21 protein-coding genes and 1 pseudogene are annotated in these 16,797 nt (G+C 60.3%); 3 read left to right on the top strand and 19 right to left on the bottom strand.

All coding sequences use genetic code 11. From position 1 onward, the window contains the following. Positions 1-7 precede the first annotated feature (7 nt). The 10 genes from ACM6IK_RS06365 to ccmA form a co-directional block, all read right to left on the bottom strand. Positions 8-415 (bottom strand): hypothetical protein, encoded by a 408-nt coding sequence (locus ACM6IK_RS06365; protein ID WP_223544309.1) that lies wholly within the window; start codon positions 413-415, stop codon positions 8-10. 15 nt (positions 416-430) lie between these two features. After that, positions 431-1,633 (bottom strand): c-type cytochrome biogenesis protein CcmI, encoded by a 1,203-nt coding sequence (ccmI, locus tag ACM6IK_RS06360; protein WP_414873616.1) that lies wholly within the window; start codon positions 1,631-1,633, stop codon positions 431-433. Beyond that, a complete protein-coding gene (locus ACM6IK_RS06355) occupies positions 1,626-2,099 on the bottom strand; it encodes a cytochrome c-type biogenesis protein (RefSeq protein WP_223461425.1) in 474 nt (157 codons plus the stop codon). The genes ccmI and ACM6IK_RS06355 overlap by 8 nt, the downstream gene beginning before the upstream one ends. Continuing rightward, positions 2,096-2,632, bottom strand: coding sequence for a DsbE family thiol:disulfide interchange protein (locus tag ACM6IK_RS06350; RefSeq protein ID WP_414873615.1), 537 nt, complete (start codon positions 2,630-2,632; stop codon positions 2,096-2,098). Before ACM6IK_RS06350 ends, ACM6IK_RS06355 begins: the two co-directional genes overlap by 4 nt. Beyond that, complete coding sequence (locus ACM6IK_RS06345; protein ID WP_414873614.1) at positions 2,629-4,617, bottom strand: heme lyase CcmF/NrfE family subunit; 1,989 nt, start codon at positions 4,615-4,617, stop codon at positions 2,629-2,631. Before ACM6IK_RS06345 ends, ACM6IK_RS06350 begins: the two co-directional genes overlap by 4 nt. 3 nt (positions 4,618-4,620) lie before the next feature. Beyond that, positions 4,621-5,076: a cytochrome c maturation protein CcmE gene (ccmE, locus tag ACM6IK_RS06340; RefSeq protein ID WP_414873613.1), complete on the bottom strand. Its 456-nt coding sequence runs from the start codon at positions 5,074-5,076 to the stop codon at positions 4,621-4,623. Further along, positions 5,073-5,249, bottom strand: a complete 177-nt coding sequence (gene ccmD, locus ACM6IK_RS06335; protein WP_007939192.1) for a heme exporter protein CcmD — start codon at positions 5,247-5,249, stop codon at positions 5,073-5,075. Before ccmD ends, ccmE begins: the two co-directional genes overlap by 4 nt. Next, entirely contained in the window at positions 5,246-6,001 is a 756-nt protein-coding gene (locus ACM6IK_RS06330; protein ID WP_103394761.1) for a heme ABC transporter permease, read from the bottom strand. The genes ccmD and ACM6IK_RS06330 overlap by 4 nt, the downstream gene beginning before the upstream one ends. Before the next feature lie 89 nt (positions 6,002-6,090). Beyond that, positions 6,091-6,759 carry a heme exporter protein CcmB gene (ccmB, locus tag ACM6IK_RS06325; RefSeq protein ID WP_007980754.1) on the bottom strand — a complete coding sequence of 223 codons (669 nt, stop codon included), beginning with the start codon at positions 6,757-6,759 and terminating at the stop codon, positions 6,091-6,093. Next, entirely contained in the window at positions 6,756-7,391 is a 636-nt protein-coding gene (ccmA, locus tag ACM6IK_RS06320; protein ID WP_108218669.1) for a cytochrome c biogenesis heme-transporting ATPase CcmA, read from the bottom strand. Before ccmA ends, ccmB begins: the two co-directional genes overlap by 4 nt. A 199-nt stretch (positions 7,392-7,590) precedes the next feature. On the opposite strand from ccmA, the gene ACM6IK_RS06315 reads away from it, so the two are divergent. Next, positions 7,591-9,165, top strand: coding sequence for a flagellar hook-length control protein FliK (locus tag ACM6IK_RS06315; protein WP_414873612.1), 1,575 nt, complete (start codon positions 7,591-7,593; stop codon positions 9,163-9,165). Continuing rightward, positions 9,162-9,488 carry an EscU/YscU/HrcU family type III secretion system export apparatus switch protein gene (locus ACM6IK_RS06310; protein WP_414873611.1) on the top strand — a complete coding sequence of 109 codons (327 nt, stop codon included), beginning with the start codon at positions 9,162-9,164 and terminating at the stop codon, positions 9,486-9,488. Before ACM6IK_RS06315 ends, ACM6IK_RS06310 begins: the two co-directional genes overlap by 4 nt. A gap of 128 nt (positions 9,489-9,616) precedes the next feature. Here ACM6IK_RS06310 and ACM6IK_RS06305 read toward each other — a convergent pair whose 3' ends face one another. Further along, positions 9,617-9,850 carry a hypothetical protein gene (locus ACM6IK_RS06305; RefSeq protein ID WP_414873610.1) on the bottom strand — a complete coding sequence of 78 codons (234 nt, stop codon included), beginning with the start codon at positions 9,848-9,850 and terminating at the stop codon, positions 9,617-9,619. Between the two features lie 292 nt (positions 9,851-10,142). Between ACM6IK_RS06305 and ACM6IK_RS06300 the strand changes: the two are divergent. Next, a pseudogene (locus ACM6IK_RS06300) lies at positions 10,143-10,214 on the top strand (flagellar biosynthesis protein FlhB); the annotation flags it as partial. A 148-nt stretch (positions 10,215-10,362) separates the two neighbouring features. Here ACM6IK_RS06300 and ACM6IK_RS06295 read toward each other — a convergent pair. The 8 genes from ACM6IK_RS06295 to ACM6IK_RS06260 all read right to left on the bottom strand — a co-directional run bounded on the left by ACM6IK_RS06295 (position 10,363) and on the right by ACM6IK_RS06260 (position 16,757). After that, positions 10,363-10,863, bottom strand: a complete 501-nt coding sequence (locus ACM6IK_RS06295) for a hypothetical protein (protein WP_414873609.1) — start codon at positions 10,861-10,863, stop codon at positions 10,363-10,365. 300 nt (positions 10,864-11,163) lie between these two features. Next, the gene (locus ACM6IK_RS06290; RefSeq protein WP_414873608.1) at positions 11,164-11,556 is read right to left on the bottom strand and encodes a DUF2802 domain-containing protein; all 393 of its coding nucleotides are present in this window, start codon (positions 11,554-11,556) and stop codon (positions 11,164-11,166) included. Next, a complete protein-coding gene (locus ACM6IK_RS06285; RefSeq protein WP_007980742.1) occupies positions 11,557-12,042 on the bottom strand; it encodes a chemotaxis protein CheW in 486 nt (161 codons plus the stop codon). A gap of 42 nt (positions 12,043-12,084) precedes the next feature. After that, on the bottom strand, positions 12,085-13,017 hold the full coding sequence (locus ACM6IK_RS06280) for a chemotaxis protein CheW (protein WP_414873607.1): 933 nt from the start codon (positions 13,015-13,017) through the stop codon (positions 12,085-12,087). A gap of 123 nt (positions 13,018-13,140) precedes the next feature. Then, on the bottom strand, positions 13,141-13,929 hold the full coding sequence (locus ACM6IK_RS06275) for a ParA family protein (protein WP_414873606.1): 789 nt from the start codon (positions 13,927-13,929) through the stop codon (positions 13,141-13,143). A gap of 43 nt (positions 13,930-13,972) precedes the next feature. Next, entirely contained in the window at positions 13,973-14,863 is an 891-nt protein-coding gene (gene motD / locus ACM6IK_RS06270) for a flagellar motor protein MotD (protein ID WP_414873605.1), read from the bottom strand. 23 nt (positions 14,864-14,886) lie between these two features. Next, positions 14,887-15,627, bottom strand: coding sequence for a flagellar motor protein (locus ACM6IK_RS06265; protein ID WP_085716992.1), 741 nt, complete (start codon positions 15,625-15,627; stop codon positions 14,887-14,889). Continuing rightward, positions 15,627-16,757: a protein-glutamate methylesterase/protein-glutamine glutaminase gene (locus tag ACM6IK_RS06260; RefSeq protein ID WP_414873604.1), complete on the bottom strand. Its 1,131-nt coding sequence runs from the start codon at positions 16,755-16,757 to the stop codon at positions 15,627-15,629. The genes ACM6IK_RS06265 and ACM6IK_RS06260 overlap by 1 nt, the downstream gene beginning before the upstream one ends. Positions 16,758-16,797: the final 40 nt, after the last annotated feature.

The following is a 16,797-nucleotide window of genomic DNA, read 5'->3' as shown; positions in this document are numbered from 1 at the left end:
TGGTGCGTTACTGCCCGAATTGCCGCCCCAGGCCACCCGGCACACCGTGAATGTCAGTCTCCTCCCACGGCCCCTTCGGACTGATCGACCGGCTCCAGCCGTTATCCCACCGGTAATAGGTACGCTGGCGATAAAAAGTATTGGGCTGGTCATCGAGCACATACACCCCAAGCTTCGGATCCCAATGGCTGTTGCCCCCGGGTGGTGGCGCGAAGCTCGCAGAAGTGCGTGGCAACGGCTTGGAGGGCTTGGCCGGGATGCTCGGCTTGCTCGGTACAGGCGAAGTCGATGGCGTAGGGCTGGGCTGCGACGGCGGGAACGGTGGTGGTGCCTGTTGTTCCGTTGGTGGCTGGACCGCACAAGCGCTTAACCCCATAACGACGCTGAGCAGGGTGATACGAGCGAATGCGGTCATGATTGCGTTTTCCTGTTATTTGTCCGGGCTATCGATGGTCAGTGTTTGCGGCGCGGTGGTGCTGCTGGCCAGAGGCTGGCTGCGACCGATCCATTCGCCGGCGGTGGGTTTGCCGGCGCGGGAAATGCGCGCAACCAGTTGGACTTCAGGGAAGTTCGACAGTTTCAATTGCGGCATCATTGCGTCGGCATCGCCCAGTTCGACGGTCACCGGCAGGTCGGCCACGGTCAAGCGCTTGACCGCCAGCGGGGCCGGAGGACCGGAGATCGCACGGGCGAAGATGAACACGCTGTCGCCAGGCTGGACCTTGGATTTGAGGTCCGCTGCCAGATCGACACTGACCTTGAGCAACGCCGAGGCCTTGGCCGCCGGTGCCTGCGCAACCTTGCCGCCACTGGCCACCAGCTTCTCAGTGGCCCGGGTAATCCCGCCTTGCAACGCCTCGCGGGATCTGTCTTGCGGCGGCAGTTGCGCCAGCAGACGATTCCAATAGTCGATAGCCTCCTGATAGCGCTCGCCTTCAAACGCAGCGATGCCGAGCAGGCCGAGGCTGGTGACTTCCTTCGGATCAGCCTTGAGCGCTTCGTCGGTCAGCGCCTGGACCTTGTCCGACCACTTCTTGCCATCGGCGAAATACTGGGCCTGAGCCCATTGGCCGAGCAGCTCGGGCTGACGACCAGCCAGGTTCACCGTGCGCTCGAACATCTTCGCCGCGTCCGCCGGGCGATCCTGAGCCATGTAGGTACGACCGAGGAAGTACGTGCCTTCGGCGGAATCCGGTTGAGCGGCAACTGCGCGCTCCAGGCGTTTGGTCATCTCTTCCATCGATTGCGGTGCCTGCGCGAACTCGCGAGTCAGCTCAACCTTGTCGCTGGCGCCGTAATGCAGGTACAGCCCCAGGCCCAGCACCGGCACCAGAACGGCCGCCAGCAATGGCAAGGGTTTGCCCAGACGCGATACCGGCGGCGCTTCGACGCCTTCGGTGTCCGCCAGCAACTCACGGGCCGCTTCGGCGCGACCGGCGTCCATTTGCGCCGCATCGAGTACGCCCTCTTCCTGCTGAGTCTGCAACTCAGCCACGCGCTCCTGATAAAGTGCAACGTTCAGGGCGGTACGATCCTCTTCACGCTGGGCGCGACGGCTGCGCAGCACCGGGATCAACAGAAAACTCAGGGCCACCAGAAGCAGCAGACCAGCAGCGAGCCAGAAATCAATCATTCTTGGTTTTATCCAACAGGTGGTCGAGGCGCGAACGCTCCTCGGCAGACAGCGAGCCCGGGGTACCGGCGCGTTGCACGCGACGACGGCGAACGATCACCGCGATGATCACGACACCGCCCAGCAACAGACCGGCGGGGCCGAACCAGAGCAAGGCGGTCTTGGCGTTCAGCGCAGGCTTGTAGCGGACAAAATCACCGTAGCGATCGACCATGAAGTCGATGATCTGCTGGTTGTCCTTGCCCTCGCCGAGCATGCGGAAAATCTCTTTGCGCAGGTCGGCAGCAATCGGTGCGTTGGAATCGGCGATGTCCTGATTCTGGCACTTGGGGCAACGCAGCTCCTTGGTCAACTCGCGAAAACGCTCGCGATCACCTTCCTTGGCGAACTCGTAGGTGTCGATGGCCGCGTGGGCCACGCCGGCCAGGCTCAAACCCAGAACAGCGGCAGCGATCCAGCGCTTCATGGCTTGGCCTCGTCGACCAGCGCCTGGTATTTGACCGCCAGTTTTTCGCGCCAGACCTGTTCGTCGATCACACCGACGAACTTGTCGCGGATGATGCCCTTCGCGTCGATGAAGAAGGTTTCCGGCGCGCCATAGACACCGAGGTTGAGGCCCAGCGAGCCTTGGTCGTCACGAATGTCCAGTGCATACGGGTTGTGGAAATCCGTCAGCCACTTCAAGGCATCGGCGTTGGTGTCCTTGTAGTTGATGCCGTAAATCACCACGCCTTGCTGGGCCAGCTTGTTCAACACCGGGTGCTCGACCCGGCAGGAAATGCACCAGGTGCCCCAGACGTTGACCAGCGCCGGCTTGCCGAGAATGTCAGCGCGGGTCAGGGTCTTGTCACCCTGCACTGCCGGCAGGGAAAACTCCGGGAACGGCTTGTCGATCATGGCCGAAGGCAGCTCGGCCGGATCCAGGTACAACCCACGGTAAAGGAATACAGCGACCACCAGAAAAATCGCCAGTGGCAACAACATCAACCAACGCTTCATGCAGTGGCTCCCGACATGCCCAGTGCTTCGCGCACGCGGCTTTTGACCTTGACCCGATATCGCCGATCCAGCGCCGCCAGCAACCCGCCGAAGCCGGTCAGCAGACCACCGAACCAGATCCAGCGCACGAACGGTTTGACGTGCACGCGCACAGCCCAGGCACCGTTACCCAAGGGCTCACCAAGGGCTACATAGAGGTCGCGAGTGAAACCGGCGTCGATGCCGGCTTCAGTCATCACCGAGTTCTGCACGGTATAGAGGCGTTTTTCCGGGTGCAGCACGCTGACTTCCTTACCGTTGCGGATCACCCGGACGGTGCCCTTGTCGGACGTGAAGTTCGGGCCTTCAAAGTGTTTGGCGCCTTCGAAGATGAAGTGGTAGCCGGCCAGGTCCATGGACTCGCCCGGCGCCAGGCGCAGGTCACGCTCGGCACTGTTCTGGCTCGACAGCACGACACCCAGCGCACACACGGCGATGCCCAGGTGTGCGACCTGCATGCCCCAGTAACTGCGGGTCAGGGTCGGCAGGCCCTTGATCAGGCCCTTGTGGCGGGTCTTGTCGAAGATGTCACGCACACCGGCCAGCAACACCCAGGCGGCGAGCATGAAGGTCGCGAGTACCGCCCAGTTGAAATCGCCGTAGGCGACACCGGCCACCACGGCCAAAGCGGCACTGCCCAGCAAGATCGGCGTCAGCATGCTCACCAGCCACTTCACCGGGGTGTCTTTCCAGCGCACGATCACACCGACCGCCATCACCATCATCAACAACGCCATCAACGGAATGAACAGCGCGTTGAAGTACGGCGGGCCGACCGACAGCTTGGCGCCGGTCATGGCGTCCAGAATCAGCGGGTACAAGGTGCCGAGCAGGATCATCGAAGCCGCTACCACCAGCACCAGGTTGTTGCCCAACAACAGGGTTTCCCGGGACCAGAGGTTGAAGCCCACCTGGCTCTTGACCACCGGCGCGCGCAGGGCGAACAGGGTCAGCGAACCACCGACCACGAACAGCAGGAAAATCAGGATGAACACCCCGCGCTCCGGATCGGACGCAAAGGCGTGCACCGAGGTCAGCACGCCGGAACGCACGAGGAAGGTACCGAGCAGGCTCAAGGAGAATGCGGCGATGGCCAGCAACACGGTCCAGCTCTTGAACACGCCACGCTTTTCCGTGACCGCCAGCGAGTGAATCAGCGCGGTGCCCACCAGCCAAGGCATGAACGAGGCGTTTTCCACCGGGTCCCAGAACCACCAGCCGCCCCAGCCGAGTTCGTAGTAGGCCCACCACGAACCCAGGGTGATGCCGATACCGAGGAAGGCCCAGGCAACGATGGTCCACGGACGCGACCAGCGTGCCCATGCGGCATCCAGGCGACCGCCCATCAGCGCGGCGATGGCGAAGGCGAAGGCCACCGAGAAACCGACGTAGCCCATGTACAGCATCGGCGGGTGAACGATCAGGCCGATGTCTTGCAGCAACGGGTTGAGGTCGGCGCCGTCGCCTGGCACTTGCGGCAGGATGCGTTTGAACGGGTTGGAGGTCATGATCAGGAACAGCAGGAAACCGGTGCTGATCATGCCCATCACCGCCAGCACGCGGGCCTGCATGACCTGCGGCAACTGCCGGGAGAACACCGACACCGCGAAAGTCCAGCCACCGAGAATCAAGGCCCACAACAGCAGGGAACCTTCGTGGGCACCCCACACGGCGCTGAACTTGTAGTACCACGGCAACGCGCTGTTGGAGTTGTTGGCCACATAGGCCACGGAGAAATCGTCCGCCATGAAGGCGTAGGTCAGGCAACCGAAGGCAAACAGCAGAAAGGTGAATTGCCCCCACGCCGCCGGCTGGGCCAGGCTCATCCACAGGCGATCACCGCGCCAGGCACCGAGCAATGGCACCACCGCCTGGGCCAGGGCGAAGCACAGGGCCAGGATCATCGCCAGGTGGCCAAGCTCGGGAATAAAGATGCCGGATGTCATGGATCAACCCTCCTTCGCGGGCGTTGGAGCCGATTGACCGCTGTCTTTCAACGCCTTGGTCACTTCCGGCGGCATGTACTTCTCATCGTGTTTGGCCAGCACTTCATCGGCCACTACCACGCCATCGGCATTGAGCTTGCCGAGGGCGACGATGCCCTGCCCTTCGCGGAACAGGTCCGGCAGGATGCCGCGATAAGTGATGGTCACGGACTTGTTGAAGTCGGTGACGACAAACTTCACGTCCAGAGAATCACTGGAACGCTCCAGCGAGCCCTTCTCGACCATGCCGCCAGCACGAATGCGCGTACCTTGCGGGGCTTCGCCGTTGGCGATCTGGGTCGGTGTGTAGAACAGATTGATGTTCTGCTGCAGGGCGCTCAGGGCCAGGCCGACGGCAGCGCCGACCCCGACCATGATCGCGAGAATGATGACAAGACGCTTTTTGCGCAGCGGATTCACTGGCCGTTCTCCCGGCGCAGACGACGCGCCTCTTGTTGCAGATACCGCTTGCGGGCCAGGATCGGCGCCGCCACGTTGAGGGCCAATACCGCGAGGCAGATGCCATAGGCTGACCAGACATACAGGCCATGATGACCCATGGCGAGAAAGTCGCCGAATGAAGCAAAACTCATCGAGCGACCTCCAGGCTGTTTTCCACTTCGGTTTTGACCCAACTGGCCCGGGCTTCGCGCTTGAGCACTTCAAGGCGCATGCGCAGCAGCAGGACCGCGCCGAAGAAACAGTAGAAACCCAGCGCCGTCAGCAGCAATGGCAGCCACATCTCGGCCGGCATCGCCGGTTTTTCGGTGAGCGTGAAGGTCGCGCCCTGGTGCAGGGTGTTCCACCACTCCACCGAGTACTTGATGATCGGGATGTTGATCACGCCGACGATCGCCAGCACCGCGCAGGCCTTGGCCGCGCTGTCACGATTGCTGATCGCGTTGCCCAGCGCAATGAGACCGAAGTACAGGAACAGCAGAATCAACATGGACGTAAGGCGTGCATCCCAGACCCACCACGAGCCCCAGGTCGGCTTGCCCCAGATCGCCCCGGTGACCAGCGCCACGGCGGTCATCCAGGCACCGATCGGCGCGGCGCATTGCAGGGCGACATCGGCCAGCTTCATCTTCCAGACCAGCCCGACGATGCCGCACACGGCCAGCATCACGTAGATGGACTGCGCCAGCATGGCGGCCGGGACGTGGATATAGATGATGCGAAAGCTGTTGCCCTGCTGATAGTCCGGTGGCGCGAAGGCCAGGCCCCAGACCACGCCAACGCTGATCAGCAACAACGCCGCGACGCTCAGCCAAGGCAACATTTTGCCGCTGATGCCGTAAAACCATTTGGGCGAGCCAAGCTTGTGAAACCACGTCCAGTTCATACTCTGTTTCCGTCACGGTTGCTCTTTACTATGAAGAGCCAGGGTCTGCTTTTTTTTTAAAAGAGTGGTTACTTTTTAACCAGACCTCATTATTCGCCGACGCTGATCTTCAGGCCAGCAGCTATTGCAAAAGGTGTCAGGGTTATCGCCAGGGCGGTCAGGCTGCCAAGCCACAACAGATAACCAGTCGCCGGCATCCCCTGCAAGGCAGCCTGCAAGGCGCCACTGCCAAGGATCAATACCGGGATGTACAGCGGCAGAATCAGCAGTGCCAGTAACAGGCCACCGCGCTTCAAGCCCACGGTCAGTGCCGCACCCACCGCACCGAGCAGGCTCAGTACCGGTGTACCGAGCAGCAACGAAAGCAGCAACACTGGCAGACAGGCGGCAGGCAAACCGAGCATCAGCGCCAGCAAGGGCGCGAGCAAAACCAGTGCCAGGCCGGAAAAAGCCCAGTGTGCCAGCACTTTGGCCAAAACCAGAAGAGCCAGGGGGTGCGGCGAAAGGACCCACTGCTCAAGCGATCCGTCTTCGAAATCACTGCGGAAAAGCCCGTCCAGCGAGAGCAAGACCGATAAAAGTGCCGCGACCCAGACCAGCCCCGGAGACAAGGTTTGCAACAATTGAGACTCAGGACCGACCGCCAGCGGGAACAGGGAAACGACGATGGCAAAGAACACCAGTGGATTGGCCAGCTCCGCCGGACGGCGGAACAGCAGACGAGCCTCGCGGGCGACCAGCAGGCCGAAAACACTCATACGGCCCAGCTCCCCAGATCGATGTCGCGATAACCGGCCGGCATCCGGCTCAGCGTGTGATGAGTGGTCAACACCACCATCCCGCCGCGTTCGCAGTGGCCGGCCAGATGAGATTCAAGCTGTGCCACGCCCTGCTTGTCGAGGGCGGTAAAGGGTTCATCGAGGATCCACAGTGGCGGACTGTCCAGATACAGGCGAGCCAAGGCGACGCGGCGCTGTTGACCGGCTGACAGGGTGTGGCAAGGCACATCCTCGAATCCGCGCAGCCCCACCGCGGCCAGCGCCTGCCAGATCGCCTCATGGGTCGCCGGATGATGCAAGGCACACAGCCAGCTCAGATTCTCTTCCGGCGTCAGCAAATCCTTGATCCCGGCCGCGTGGCCGATCCACAGCAGGTTGCGCGCCAGCTCAAAGCGTTGCTCGTTCAGCGGCTGGCCGTTGAGCAGCACTTGACCGGCGGTCGGCTGCATCAGCCCCGAGAGCAGGCGTAGCAGGCTGGTCTTGCCACTGCCGTTGGGGCCGCTGATTTGTACCATTTCGCCACTGGCCAGTCGCAAATCGAGATTTTCGAAGAGCAGCCGAAGGTCTCGCTCACAGGCAAGGGCAACGGTTTGCAGGACAGGACTGGTCAAGGGATCACGGGCCTTATACGGTTCAAGTCGGCACTGGCGCGGCCGTTAAAGAGATGCAGCATAGATGCAATGACGTCTTGTTCTAGAGAGCTGCGTCAAACAATTGCAAAGTTTTCGCCATTTTTGGATACAACGGCGCGGCATTATACATGCCAGGCCTTACTCCAAAGAGTGGATTTTCCTCAGGTTGTGACCGCGTATGACAGGCGAAATGAACATCCTCCCGCTACCGCAAACCCTGCCGGCGACATCACGCCCGCCGGTGGTCAGCGGTGAACTGCTCAAATTGCTGACGCCGGTGGAGGGGCTGATCAGCGTCGGTCAAACCGCCCAGGCCGAAGTCTTGTCGCTCAAGCAGGCGGATCAGACTTTCCAGATGCTGCTCAAGGTCACCCTCGACAGCGGGCGCCAGACCACGGTCCAGACCACCAGTAATCAACCGCTGGCCCAGGGCACCACGCTGGTCGTCACCCAACCCACGGCCGGTAGTCTGGCCGTGACGGTGCAACAGGCCATCGCCTCCAGCGTCGCCATCCTCACCCGCCTCGACACTGCGCAACTGCCGGTTGGCACCCTGCTGCAAGGCAAAGTGCTGACCTCGCAAGTGTTGCCGCAGGTGCCTGGCCAGTCCATGGTGTTTCGCTCGATGGTGAGCCTGCTCAATACCGCACTGAGTGGCAGTACCCTGAGCATCGACAGTCCGCAGCCCTTGCGCATCGGCACCTTGCTGAGCGCACAGGTGCAGGACAGCCAGACTTTGAAGTTCGTGCCGCTGAGCAGCCGCCAGGAACAACTGGCGGTGACCCGGCAACTGGTCGACCAGCAAAGCCGCCAGGGGTCGCTGGATGGCTTGCTCAAGCTCCTGCAAAACCTTGCGCCCTCGGACCAGACATCCGTTGAATTGCGCAGCGCCGCTACCCGGTTGCTCGCCGTCCTGCCGGATGTTCAACAATTGAGCACCCCCAAGGGCCTGGCCCAGGCCGTGGCCAGCAGCGGTGTATTTCTCGAAAGCAAATTGCTGACCGGGCAAAACCCGACACTCGCGCCGGACATGAAAGGCGACCTGCTCAAACTGGTTGCGCAGTTGAGTCAGGGCTTGCCAGCCAACACCAGCCTCGGCGCGATCATCGCCGCCAACACCCTGGCCCAGGCCATGCCGAATTTTGTCCGCAATGCCCTGGGCCTGCTTGGCCAGGTCAGTGCCAAACCGTCGCCGAGCGGTTTCCCGCTGCCCGAACGCCGGTTGCAAAGCGCCGACGGCGAGAACGACCTCGAACACCTGCTACGCCTGGCCGCCGCCGCGGTTTCACGCCTGCAAAGCCATCAGCTGTCGAGCCTGGAACAAACCGGCGTAACCGCCGACGGGCGGCTGATGAGCACCTGGCAGCTGGAAATCCCGATGCGCAACATGCAGGACATCGTGCCCTTGCAGGTCAAATTCCAGCGTGAAGAGTCACCCGAAAAAGACCAGCCGAAGGAGCGTCGCGAAGAACGCGAACCCAAGCAACAGCTGTGGCGTGTGGAGTTGGCCTTCGCCATGGAGCCTTTGGGGCCGCTGCAAATTCAGGCGCAGCTGATCAAGGACAGCCTCAGCAGCCAGCTCTGGGCCGAGCGGCCTTACACCGCCAGCCTGATCGACAGCAACCTCAGCGGGCTACGCGACCGCTTGCTGTCCGCCGGCCTGAACGTCGGCGACCTCGATTGCCACCTCGGCACACCACCCCAAGGTCCGCAAACCCGTCTCGAACAACGCTGGGTCGACGAAACCGCATGAAAAACCCCAACGCCCCACGCCAGGCCATCGCTCTCAAATACGACGGCAGCCATGCTCCCACCCTCACCGCCAAGGGCGACGAAGAACTGGCGGAAGAAATCCTGCGCATTGCCCGCGACTGCGAAGTGCCGATCTACGAAAACGCCGAACTGGTGAGACTGCTAGCCCGTATGGAACTGGGGGACAGCATTCCCCAGGAGTTGTATCTGACGATTGCCGAGATCATTGCGTTTGCGTGGAGTTTGAAGGGGAAGTTTCCGGCGGGGCATGATCCGGAGGCGCCGAAGATGGAGCGTGATATCACCACTGCAACATCAGAATGAAAGCATCATTCTATCGATAACTGTCACGGCAGCGTTTTGATCAGATAACCTTTATAAAGTCCTGGCTATATACGCCTGCGATTATCACGCTCCGACCATCAGTTCATCCATCAACTGGTGGCTGTCACTCAGGGGAGTCGAAGAAGATTTTCAGCAATGTAGAGAGGATCCTCTCCTCCTCCACGTTGACTAAGATAGTAAGAAACCCGAATTCCCACTTCCGGCCAACCCGGACTATTATATTCCTGTAGTCGAAATCGAGCCTTTTTACCCGCAATGCTTGATATTGTTACGAACCCATGGGTTAACTCAGGATTAAACTCTATTATGGAGCCAGTTTTACGTTCACGAACACTGCTCATCTGAATCTCCTTTACATAAGGCCGAGGCCGAAAGATTTAAATCATTCCCGACATTAGAACGGGACACGCTTATTGAACACCCCTCCCAGCAAATATTAAACTATCAAATATGACAGTTTTTTTGCTTTATAAAAGCATTTCAAAATAATGGATTTAAAAAGTTTTCGAGCGTAAGAATTGGCACTAAACAACGTATGAACGATCATCTAATCTTGGCGCACGACAAGAAACAGCCGAACTACCTCAACAGGTCTGAGCAAAAGAAATTGCTGATCAGGAGAATATTGCGATGAAGTTGCACCGCACGATTGCCGAGATCATTGCATTTGCGCGGAGTTTGAAGGGGATGTTTTCCGAGGGGTAGAGTCCAGAATCGGTGATGGTGGAGAAAGATGTCACCGAACGCGGGGATGATTATTGAGTTTGTGTTGAATGTAAAAGATCGCAGCCTCGTTTCACTCGACAGCTCCTACAGGGCGTACGCCATTCCACGGCCTTGAATATTGCACCGGTCATTTAGCCGCCTTCGCTGGCAAGCCAGCTCCTGCAAAGCGCAAAAGCCTGAGACTGCGACCGACAATCAATCCATTGATAAGGCCAGCCCCCAGTGCCGACCCTGCCGTCATCGGCAATTCATTGGCCATTTCCGGATACATCGCTGCCTGATAGCCAAGGTAGTAACGCCATGCAAAGAAGCCCCAATACACCATCAGCACCTTGATCGTGCCAGGCAGAACCAGATGTTCCCCCTCGCGCTGCACATTGCCGTACGAGAAAAAGCGCAGTGCCAGCAACCATCCGGCCAATAACCCGATTACATAGGCCGAGAATGGAATGACTACACTTTGGGAGATATTCAGCGAAGCCAGGGACAGGATCACGAATATCACCGGCGTAATCTGCAATGACCTTTTCGACTCATGACTCTTGAAACAGGCAATGACACCGTAATAAGTCAGGATCAGAAAAACCGCATAAACCCACAGCGGTGTACCGCGCACAATGTCGATCATAAGCCTCCTTGGCACTGCATATCTTGAACAAGATGTTCAACCTACTGATGGCGGGTTGCGAACACAAGACTGTGAAATCTGAGAAAGATATAGACAGGAGACTACGACGGTGTAATACCTGTCTGAGGATGAAGGGGGATGCGTCGGATCGCGGAGAAGATTGCTGCGCATTCGAAGACGCCATCGCGAGCAAGCTCGCTCCCACAATTGATCTTCAGTGAACACGGATATTGTGTCCGACATAGAACTACTGTGGGAGCGAGCTCGCTCGCGATAGCAATCTCAAAGGAACTGAAAAACTCAGTTCTTGTGCAACTTGCTCATCAACTCCGCCTCAGCCTGGGTCAGGCCACAGGACTGGGTCAGTTCGTTGACGCTGGCGCCCATCCCGACCAGTCGCGCTGCCTGAGCAAACGACAGGCTTGAAGGATCACGCTGTTCCAGCTGGGCGAGTTTGTCCGGCAACGGCGCAACGATCGCCCGCAGCTCATGCAGATCTTCGCCCATGCGCACATTGCCGTTCTGGTAATCGTCGACACACTTGGCCAGGTCCTTGATACGCTGATCGCGCAGCGCATCACCCTTGGTCTGTTGTGCGGCGATCTGCTTTTGAGCGCGAATGTACGCCAGGAACATTGCCAGCGTGCCTGCCCAGAACAGGAACAGGACAATGACCGCAACCTCGAGAATCAATCAGATACTCTCCAGTTCCGACCATTCTTCTTCGCTCATCATCTTGTCGAGCTCGACCAGGATGAGCAATTCGTTGTTCTTGTTGCACACGCCTTGAATGAACTTGGCGGACTCTTCGTTACCCACGTTCGGCGCGGTTTCGATTTCCGACTGACGCAGGTAAACCACTTCGGCCACGCTGTCGACCATGATCCCGACCACCTGCTTGTCGGCTTCGATGATGACGATACGGGTGTTGTCGCTGATCTCGGCATTCATCAGGCCGAAGCGCTGGCGGGTGTCGATCACGGTGACGACGTTGCCGCGCAGGTTGATGATACCCAGCACGTAACTCGGGGCACCCGGGACCGGGGCGATTTCGGTGTAGCGCAGGACTTCCTGAACGCGCATCACGTTGATGCCGTAGGTCTCGTTGTCCAGCTTGAAGGTGACCCATTGCAGGATCGGATCTTCGGAACCCTTTGCCGCCGTCGCCTTGTCATTCATACCCTGATCCCCTCAAGAAACCGCCCTGGCGGTGTTGTTCTGTTATGTAGTTTTGTGGGTCGGCTTTTGGCCGCCCATGTGCTTTGCCCCGCCGCTGGCGATCAACTCGGCCAGCGCGGAAACGTCGAGCAAGGCACACATGTGTTCAATCACCGTGCCGGCCAGCCATGGCCGCTGGCCTCGGTGACTTCTCCATTTGATTTCATTCGGGTCCAGGCGCAACGAGCGGCTGACCTGATGCACCGCCAGCCCCCACTCGTAGCCTTGCACCGAAATCACGTATTGCAGACCCTGCTTGAAATCGTCGCGATAACGGTCGGGCATGACCCAGCGCGCGGTATCGAGGACCTTGAGGTTGCCGGCCTGGCTCGGCAGGATGCCCAGGAACCACTCCGGCTGACCGAACAACGGCGTCAGCTCATGACCGGCCAGGGAGTAAATCGAACCCAGGCACACCAACGGCACCGCCAGGGTCAACCCGGCGACATCGAACAGCAGGCATTCGAAGGGTTCGGCAGCCCAGGACGGACGACCGTCGGTTTGTACCGGTGGCGGCGTGTTCGCGGGTGGCAGATGCACTTCGACCACCGGCGCCACCAGAATCCGCTGCACCTCGACCGCCACAGGCTCTGGTGCTGGCGGCACTTCGGCGACAGACGCCACCAGTGTTTGCAGCAACGGCGCGATGGTCGATACCGGCGCCAGGACCGGTGCCGGCGCTTCGATCACGGCCACTGGTGCTTTTGCCACTGGCACAACGACGGGGGCAGCAGCCAATGCTGGTTTTTGCGCATCACGAGCCTGCTCTTCAAGCACGGCCGCCTGGAACTCATCCAGCGCAGCTGCAACCTCGACCACCTCGGGCAGCGCTTCAATTTCCGGTGGCAATTCTTCGGTTGCGTCCTGCAGCAAGTTGTCCAGATACGACTGCAGCGCCAGTTGCGGGCGCGACGTGACCTTCACCGGCCGATTCATGCGCACACCATCGTAGGAGCTGCCACAGGCTGCGATCTTTTGCTCTTGATCTTTTCAAGGACGCCACAAAGCAAGATCAAAAGATCGCAGCCTGCGGCAGCTCCTACAGGGATTGAATTCATCTCAAGCCACCTGCGGAACGAGTTGTGCCGCCAGCAGATGCTTGAGCAACGCGCGGTAAGCGAGAACGCCACGGCTCTTGCCGTCGAATTGTGAAGGCGTCAGCCCCGCTCGACTGGCATCGCGCAGGCGCGTGTCCACCGGGATGTAGCCCTGCCAGATTTCGTCGGGGAATTTGTCGCGCAGCACGCGCAAGGTTCCGAGGGACGCCTGGGTGCGTCGGTCAAACAGCGTCGGCACGATGGTGAAAGGCAGCGCCTGTTTACGCGAGCGGTTGATCATCGCCAGGGTGTTGACCATACGCTCAAGGCCTTTGACCGCCAGGTGTTCGGTCTGCACCGGGATCACCAGTTGCTGGCTCGCCGCCAAGGCATTGACCATCAACACGCCAAGCAATGGCGGGCTGTCGATCACGGCGTAATCGAAGTCCTGCCACAGTTGCGCCAGGCTCTTGGCAATCACCAGGCCCAAACCGCTCTGCCCCGGCGACTGGCGCTCAAGGGTGGCCAGCGCGGTGCTGGAGGGCAACAGGGAGATGCGTTCGTCACTGGTCGACAGCAGCAGTTGACCCGGCAGGCCTTGCGGCACGCCGCCCTTGTGCAGGAACAGGTCGTAGTTGCTGTGCTCCAGGCTGTCGGGATCGTAGCCGAAATAGCTGGTCATCGAGCCGTGGGGGTCGAGATCGACCACGACCACACGCTTGCCCGCCTCCGCCAGTAAACCGGCTAAAGCGATGGAGGAAGTGGTTTTACCGACACCACCCTTTTGATTGGCGACTGCCCAGACTCTCATTCGGATTGTTCCTCCCGGCCGAACGGATCGGCCGAGAAATAGCTCAACGTGTTAATGCGGGCGACGGAGAATTGACGGCGCTCTCTCGTACCGGCGACTTGACCGGGGTCGGTGCAGTTTGTGTGCCAGCACGCTTCAATGCGGCATCCGGTTGCGCATGGGCGGTTCCGGTGCCGGTCAGGCTGCGGCGCACATCGAGGTTGCGCGACACCACCAGCACCACGCGACGGTTGCGTGCGCGGCCTTCAGCCGTGGCATTGTTGGCCACCGGCTGAAACTCGCCGTAGCCCACCGACGCCAGGCGACCGGGGTTCACCCCCTGCATCGCCAGCATGCGCACGATGCTGGCCGAACGGGCCGAGGACAGTTCCCAGTTGGTCGGGTACTGCGCGGTACGGATCGGTTGATCGTCGGTAAAACCTTCGACGTGAATCGGGTTGTCGAACGGCTTCAGGATCGCCGCGACCTTGTCGATGATGTTGAACGCGATGTCGCTGGGCATGGCGTCGCCGCTGCCGAACAACAGGCTGGAATTGAGCTCGATCTCGACCCACAGCTCATTGCCGCGCACAGTCATCTGGTTGGAGCTGATCAGGTCACCGAACGCCGCGCTGATGTCATCGGCGATGCTTTTGAGTGGATCGCTGGTGCCGGCGACACCGGCATCGACCTGGTCACTGTCCTTGACCAGCGGCTTGGCCGGGGTCACGGTCTTCGGCCGCTCGTCACCGATGGGGATCGGCTTGAGCGAACGATCGGAATCGGTGAAGACGCCGATCAGCGCTTCGGAAATGACCTTGTACTTGCCTTCGTTGATCGCCGAGATCGAGTACATCACCACGAAAAAAGCGAACAGCAAGGTGATGAAGTCGGCGTAGGAAACCAGCCAACGTTCATGGTTTACATGCTCTTCATGCTGGCGACGACGTGCCATGGTCCATGTCTCCCATCAATCCATCAATCCATGAAGCCTTGAAGCTTCAACTCAATTGAGCGAGGGTTTTCACCTTCGGCAATCGACAGGAGCCCTTCCAGCAACATTTCGCGATAACGCGACTGACGCAACGCGATGGATTTGAGTTTGGCGGCAATCGGCAACAGCACCAGGTTGGCACTGGCCACGCCGTAGATGGTGGCAACGAACGCCACGGCGATGCCGTTACCCAGTTGCGACGGATCACCCAGGTTGCCCATGACGTGAATCAGGCCCATCACCGCACCGATGATGCCGATGGTCGGCGCGTAACCGCCCATGCTTTCGAAGACTTTGGCCGCTTCGACATCGCGGCTTTCCTGGGTGTAGAAATCCACTTCCAGAATGCTGCGGATCGCTTCCGGCTCGGCGCCGTCGACCAGCAGTTGCAGGCCTTTGCGCGCGTAGTTGTCGGGTTCTGCGTCGGCGATACCTTCAAGGCCTAGCAGACCTTCCTTGCGGGCGGTCAGGCTCCAGTTCACCACGCGGTCGATGCCACCGGCCAGGTCAACGCGAGGCGGGAACAGGATCCAGGCGAGGATCTGCATCGCACGCTTGAAGGCACTCATCGGCGATTGCAACAGCGCGGCGCCAATGGTGCCGCCGAGCACGATCAGCGCTGCCGGACCGTTGGCCAGGGCGCCGAGATGACCACCTTCGAGATAGTTGCCACCGATGATGGCGACGAAGGCCATGATGATGCCGATCAGGCTTAGAACATCCATCAGATACAGGCCTCGACCAGGTGCTTGCCAATGTCGTCAAGGCTGTACACCGCGTCCGCGAGCTCGGCTTTGACGATGGCCATCGGCATGCCGTAGATCACGCAACTGGCTTCGTCCTGTGCCCAGATCGAACTGCCGCCCTGCTTGAGCATACGCGCGCCTTCTCGACCATCGGCGCCCATGCCGGTGAGGACGACCGCCAGAACTTTGTCGCCGTAGGACTTGGCTGCCGAACCGAAGGTGATGTCCACGCACGGCTTGTAATTCAGACGCTCGTCACCCGGGAGGATTTTCACCGCACCGCGGCCGTCGATCATCATCTGCTTGCCACCCGGCGCCAGCAGCGCCAGGCCCGGACGCAGGATGTCGCCATCCTCGGCTTCCTTGACGCTGATGCGGCAGAGCTTGTCCAGGCGCTCGGCGAAAGCCTTGGTGAAGGCGGCCGGCATATGTTGAACCAACACGATCGGGGCCGGGAAACTGGCCGGCAATTGGGTCAACACCCGCTGCAGGGCAACCGGACCGCCGGTGGACGTACCGATGGCCACCAGTTTGTAGGCCTTGCGTTTTGGCGCGGGCGACGGCGCAGTGGCCGCCTGTGTACGCGCCGGAATCGGTGCCGGTGCCGGACGCACGGGCGCGCTGCTGCCGTAACTGCCGACGCTCGAAGGCGCAGGTGTTGGAGCGGGTGCGGCCACAGGGGCCGGAGCGCTGTAAGTGCTGACGCGACGATTGCTGCGCGAGATGCTCAGGATCTTTTCGCACAGCAGTTGCTTGACCTTCTCGGGGTTGCGCGAGATGTCTTCGAAGTTTTTCGGCAGGAAGTCCACCGCGCCGGCATCCAGCGCATCGAGCGTGACGCGGGCGCCTTCGTGGGTCAGCGAGGAGAACATCAGGACCGGGGTCGGGCAGCGCTGCATGATGTGCCGTACGGCGGTGATGCCGTCCATCATCGGCATCTCGTAGTCCATGGTGATCACGTCGGGCTTGAGAGCCAGCGCCTGATCGATCGCCTCTTTGCCGTTGGTCGCCGTGCCGACGACCTGGATATTGGAATCCGCTGAAAGAATTTCCGAGACGCGGCGGCGGAAAAACCCCGAATCGTCCACCACCAGGACTTTGACTGCCATAAACACTCCATTAGATGGAGCGAGGCCAGGCGCCCCGCTC

This window comes from Pseudomonas sp. IT-196MI5 (assembly GCF_949767415.1).
Lineage (GTDB): Bacteria > Pseudomonadota > Gammaproteobacteria > Pseudomonadales > Pseudomonadaceae > Aquipseudomonas.
Note: the sequence above shows the minus strand (reverse complement) of the source record. Positions and strands in the feature narration are given on the sequence as shown.